We start from the raw sequence: 5,226 nt of genomic DNA on the forward strand, positions 1-5,226 counted from the left end.
GCTGCTCTTTTGCGGCATCATATTCGGCATTTTCCGAAAGATCGCCTTTGGCGCGCGCCTCGGCGATGGCTTCGATCACCATCGGGCGATCCTTGGTTTTGAGGCGCTGGAGTTCTTCACGCAAACGCTGTGCGCCGACGACCGTCATCGGAATTTTATCACTCATTTTACTCTACCTCCGGGAAGGGTGCTGGCTGGCCAGGTCCTGCAAACAAACGACACTACGCTCCTGGCTGAGCAGTACGCCTAAGGCGGCGGTACCCGCCGTGGCGCCAGCCAGGGTGGTGTAGTAGGTGAGGCCCATCTGCAGGGCGGCGCGACGGATGCTAAAGGAGTCGCGCACCGATTGGCGCTCATCGACGGTGTTGATGATGATTTGCACCTTGCCATTTTTGATGGCATCGACAATATGGGGCCGCCCCTCGGTGACTTTGTTGACGGCGGTAACGCTCAGGCCGGCATGTTCCAGCTGCGAGGCGGTGCCGCGCGTGGCAAGCAGGGCAAAGCCCAGCCGATGTAGTGCACGCGCGACGGGAATGATGCCTTCCTTATCGGCATCGCGCACGCTCAAAAAAACGGTGCCTTGCCGTGGGAGGTGTTCACCAGCAGCGATTTGTGCCTTGAGAAAGGCCTCGCCGAAGCTTGTGCCAATGCCCATCACCTCGCCGGTAGATTTCATCTCCGGGCCAAGGAGCACGTCGACGCCGGGGAACTTGAGAAAGGGAAAGACCGCTTCCTTGACGCTGAAGTGTTGCCCCAGGGTGATTTCTTCCACTCCCTGCTCGGCCAGGGTATTACCCGCCATACAACGGGCGGCAATCTTGGCCAGGGGAATGCCTGCCGCCTTGGAAACAAAGGGCACCGTGCGCGAGGCGCGGGGGTTCACTTCCAACACAAAGATATCGGATCCCTGCACCGCAAATTGGCAGTTCATCAGGCCGACCACGCCCAGTGCCTTGCCCAGCACCTCCGTCTGTTGCCGCAGCTGGGTTTGTATCTCGTTCGGCAGGGAATAGGGCGGCAGGCAGCAGGCAGAATCGCCGCTGTGCACGCCCGCCTGCTCGATGTGCTCCATAATGCCGGCGACCAGCACGCGCTCACCGTCGGCTACCGCGTCGATGTCGACTTCGAGGGCATTGTTCAGGAAGCGATCGAGCAGCACCGGTTGATCGACCGATACGCGCACTGCCTCTTGCATGTAACGCTCGAGATCGTCCTCGGCATAGACGATGCGCATGGCGCGCCCACCGAGCACATAGGACGGACGCACCACCAAAGGGTAACCCAGGGCGCGGGCATGGGTCAGGGCCTCGCTGCTACTGCGGGCGATGGCATTTTCTGGCTGGCGTAATTGCAGTCGCTGTAGCAGTTGTTGGAAGCGTTCGCGATCCTCTGCCCGGTCGATGGCATCGGGCGTGGTACCGATGATCGGCGCGCCTGCTTTTTCGAGATCGCGCGCCAGTTTCAGCGGTGTCTGACCGCCGAACTGCACGATGACACCCTTGGGTTTTTCAACCTCGATGATTTCGAGCACGTCTTCGAGCGTCAACGATTCAAAATAGAGTCGATCGGAAATATCGTAATCGGTCGAAACGGTCTCGGGATTGCAGTTGACCATGATGGTCTCGAAGCCGTCTTCCCGCAGCGCGAGGGCAGCGTGGACACAGCAATAGTCAAACTCGATACCCTGCCCGATCCGGTTCGGCCCGCCACCTAAGATCATGATCTTGTCGCGTTGGCTCGGTTCCGCTTCGCAGAACTGCTCGTAGGTGGAATACAGATAGGCCGTGTCGGTCGGGAATTCTGCCGCGCAGGTATCCACACGTTTGAACACCGGTCGAACGCCCAAGCCATGTCGATGCGCACGCACGGTGCTTTCGGTTTCATCCAGTAAGCGGGCCAGACGCCGATCGGAGAAGCCCATACGCTTGATGCGCCAGAGTGTGTCGCGATCGAGGTTCTGCAGCGACTGACCACGCAGTTCCTGTTCTTTACGGATGATCTCTTCTATCTGAATCAGGAACCACGGGTCGATCTTCGAATGCTCGTGCACGTCTTCCAATGTAAAGCCATGACGGAACGCATCGGCCACATACCAGAGTCGGTCGTGGCGCGGCTCACGCAACTGGCGGATCAACTCGTCCTCGGCATCTTCGGCATTGAGATTACGGTCGAGAATCTCATCGAAGCCATCTACACCGATTTCCAAACCCCGGAGCGCTTTTTGCAGTGATTCCTGGAAGGTTCGACCGATGGCCATGACCTCACCCACAGACTTCATCTGCGTCGTCAGGCGGCTATCGGCCTGCGGGAATTTCTCGAAGGTGAAACGCGGAACCTTGGTGACCACGTAATCGATGGTCGGCTCGAACGAAACGGGCGTTGCGCCTTGCGTGATTTCGTTGCGCAGTTCATCCAGTGTGTAACCCACGGCCAGTTTTGCGGCCACTTTGGCAATCGGGAACCCCGTCGCCTTTGACGCCAAGGCGGAAGAACGCGACACACGTGGGTTCATTTCGATCACGATCATGGCGCCGTTTTCGGGATTGACCGCAAACTGAACGTTCAAACCGCCGGTTTCAACACCGATCTTGCGCAGAACCGCCAGCGAGGCGTTGCGCATGATCTGGTATTCCTTGTCGGTGAGCGTCTGAGCCGGCGCCACGGTGATCGAATCACCGGTATGCACGCCCATCGGATCGAAGTTTTCGATGGAACAGATGATGATGCAGTTGTCGTTGCGATCACGCACCACTTCCATTTCATATTCTTTCCAGCCGAGGACGGACTGTTCGATCAAAAGTTCGCTCGTAGGCGACAGATCCAGTCCACGGCGGACAATTTCTTCAAACTCTTCACGGTTGTAGGCAATACCGCCACCCGAACCGCCCATCGTGAACGAAGGACGAATGATGACCGGAAAACCAAGCTTGGGCTGCTCGACGAACGCTTCTTCCAGTGTATGGACGATGTACGAAGTCGGCGTGGACAGCCCGATTTCCGTCATGGCCTCACGGAAACGTTCACGGTCTTCGGCCATGTCGATCGCGTCTTCGCTGGCGCCGATCAGTTCGCAATTGAATTTTTCCAGCACACCATTCCTTGCCAGATCCAGCGCGCAATTGAGTGCGGTTTGTCCACCCATGGTTGGCAATAGGGCGTCCGGGCGCTCTTTCTCGATGATTGCAGCGACTGTTTCCCAGTTGATTGGCTCGACATAGGTGGCATCGGCCATGCCGGGGTCGGTCATGATCGTGGCCGGATTGGAGTTGATCAGAATGACCCGATACCCCTCCTCCTTCAACGCCTTACAAGCCTGCGCGCCGGAATAATCGAATTCGCAGGCCTGGCCGATCACGATAGGGCCGGCGCCGATAATAAGGATACTTTTTAGGTCGGTACGTTTTGGCATGGCAAATTCACAAATTTAACAACGAACAAGCGTCGATTTTTCAAGCAGATCTTCAAGCAGGTTTTTGGGTCGGCAAACAGGACTCAATTACGCCGTGCGGGCATCGATGGCGGCAACGAACTGATCGAACAGCAAACCCAGATCGTGTGGGCCGGGGCTCGCTTCGGGGTGCCCCTGGAAACTGAATGCGCTGCGGTCGGTACGGGCGATGCCCTGCAAGCTGCCATCAAACAGTGAGCGATGAGTCGCTCTGAGATTTGAAGGCAGCGTGTCTTCATCCACCGCAAACCCGTGGTTCTGGCTGGAAATGAAGACTCTCCCGGATTCGATGTCCTGCACCGGATGGTTCGCGCCGTGATGACCGAACTTCATCTTGATGGTTTTCGCGCCACTGGCCAGCGCGAGCAACTGGTGGCCCAGACAGATACCGAAAACGGGCACATCGTGCTTTAGCACTTCGGTAATCGCCTCGATGGCGTAATGGCAGGCTGCCGGGTCACCCGGACCATTGCCGAGCAGGATGCCATCGGGATTCATTGCCAGCACGTCGCTCGCTGGCGTGGTGGCAGGCAACATCGTCACACGACATCCGCGATCGACCAGCATACGCAGGATATTGCGTTTCATGCCGTAATCCCAGGTCACCACATGGCGTGTCAATTCGGGGCGCGGAGCCGGGTTTTCGGGGTCGAGATCCCAGGTGCCTTGCGTCCACTCAATGGGACGATCGGTTGTCACTTCCGGCACGAGATCCATGCCATCAAGGCCGGCAAACCCGCGCGCCTGCGCCAGTGCGGCCTCAGGATCGAGGTTCTCGCCTGTCTGAATGCATCCGTTCTGGGCGCCTTTATCCCGCAGTACGCGCGTCAGGGCACGGGTATCGATATCGGCGATGGCCTGCAGGCCATGGCGCTCGCAATAAGCTTGCAGGGATTCTTCGGTGCGCCAGTTGCTGACGATGGACGAGGCATCACGGATCACCAGACCTGCGGCGTGAACTCCCGTAGATTCAGCATCATCGGCATTTACGCCAACATTGCCGATATGCGGATAGGTCAGGGTGACGATCTGCCGGCGGTAGGAAGGGTCAGTCAGAATCTCTTGATAACCCGTCATGGCCGTGTTGAAAACCACTTCGCCAACCGTCGAACCTGCAGCGCCAATCGATGTGCCGTAAAAAAGACTACCGTCGGCCAGGGCCAATAGCGCTGTGTGTTTCAAGAGACTCTCCCATTTAAACCGATATGCGAACAGGTTTTTTACAACCCGTTATTTTTGAAGCGTTTCATTGCACAGAACCCTTCGGACGCGCACTGGCACCCGGCGATTCAAAGCAGAATATTGGCCGCGATTATGCCCGACAAGCGGCTATTTTGTCCATGCGCACGCCCGAATGTTACGCTTTATAGAACTTATTTCAGGCCCAGCACATCCTGCATGTCGTACATCCCGGCAGGATGTGTTTTCAGGAAGCGCGCAGCGCGCAGCGCACCCAGCGCGAAGTTGGCACGGCTGCTGGCCTTGTGGGTAATCTCGATACGCTCCCCGGTACCGGCGAACATCACAGTGTGGTCGCCGACGATATCGCCGCCGCGCACCGTGGCGAAGCCGATAGTCGAGGGCGAGCGCTCGCCGGTGACGCCCTCGCGGCCGTACACCGCGCATTCGGCCAAGCTACGGCCCAGCGTGTCAGCGATCACTTCGCCCATGCGCAGCGCCGTGCCGGACGGCGCATCCACTTTATGGCGATGATGCGCTTCGATGATTTCGATGTCGTAGCCTTCGTTCAGCACCCGCGTCGCCACTTCCAGCAG

General features: G+C 58.1%; 3 protein-coding genes and 1 pseudogene. All 4 read right to left on the bottom strand.

Annotation, left to right across the window (positions count from 1 at the left end):
- Nucleotides 1–166, bottom strand: a pseudogene (gene greA, locus M7R55_RS06250) (transcription elongation factor GreA); the annotation flags it as partial.
- A 6-nt stretch (nt 167–172) separates the two neighbouring features.
- A complete protein-coding gene (gene carB, locus M7R55_RS06255) occupies nt 173–3,412 on the bottom strand; it encodes a carbamoyl-phosphate synthase large subunit (RefSeq protein WP_298219475.1) in 3,240 nt (1,079 codons plus the stop codon).
- 87 nt (nt 3,413–3,499) lie between these two features.
- Nucleotides 3,500–4,633: a glutamine-hydrolyzing carbamoyl-phosphate synthase small subunit gene (carA, locus tag M7R55_RS06260; RefSeq protein WP_298219477.1), complete on the bottom strand. Its 1,134-nt coding sequence runs from the start codon at nt 4,631–4,633 to the stop codon at nt 3,500–3,502.
- A gap of 191 nt (nt 4,634–4,824) precedes the next feature.
- A partial coding sequence (gene dapB, locus M7R55_RS06265; RefSeq protein WP_298219478.1) for a 4-hydroxy-tetrahydrodipicolinate reductase occupies nt 4,825–5,226 on the bottom strand: 402 nt, incomplete at its 5' end.

The sequence above is a fragment of the Halothiobacillus sp. genome, from assembly GCF_027346185.1.
GTDB lineage: Bacteria > Pseudomonadota > Gammaproteobacteria > Halothiobacillales > Halothiobacillaceae > Halothiobacillus.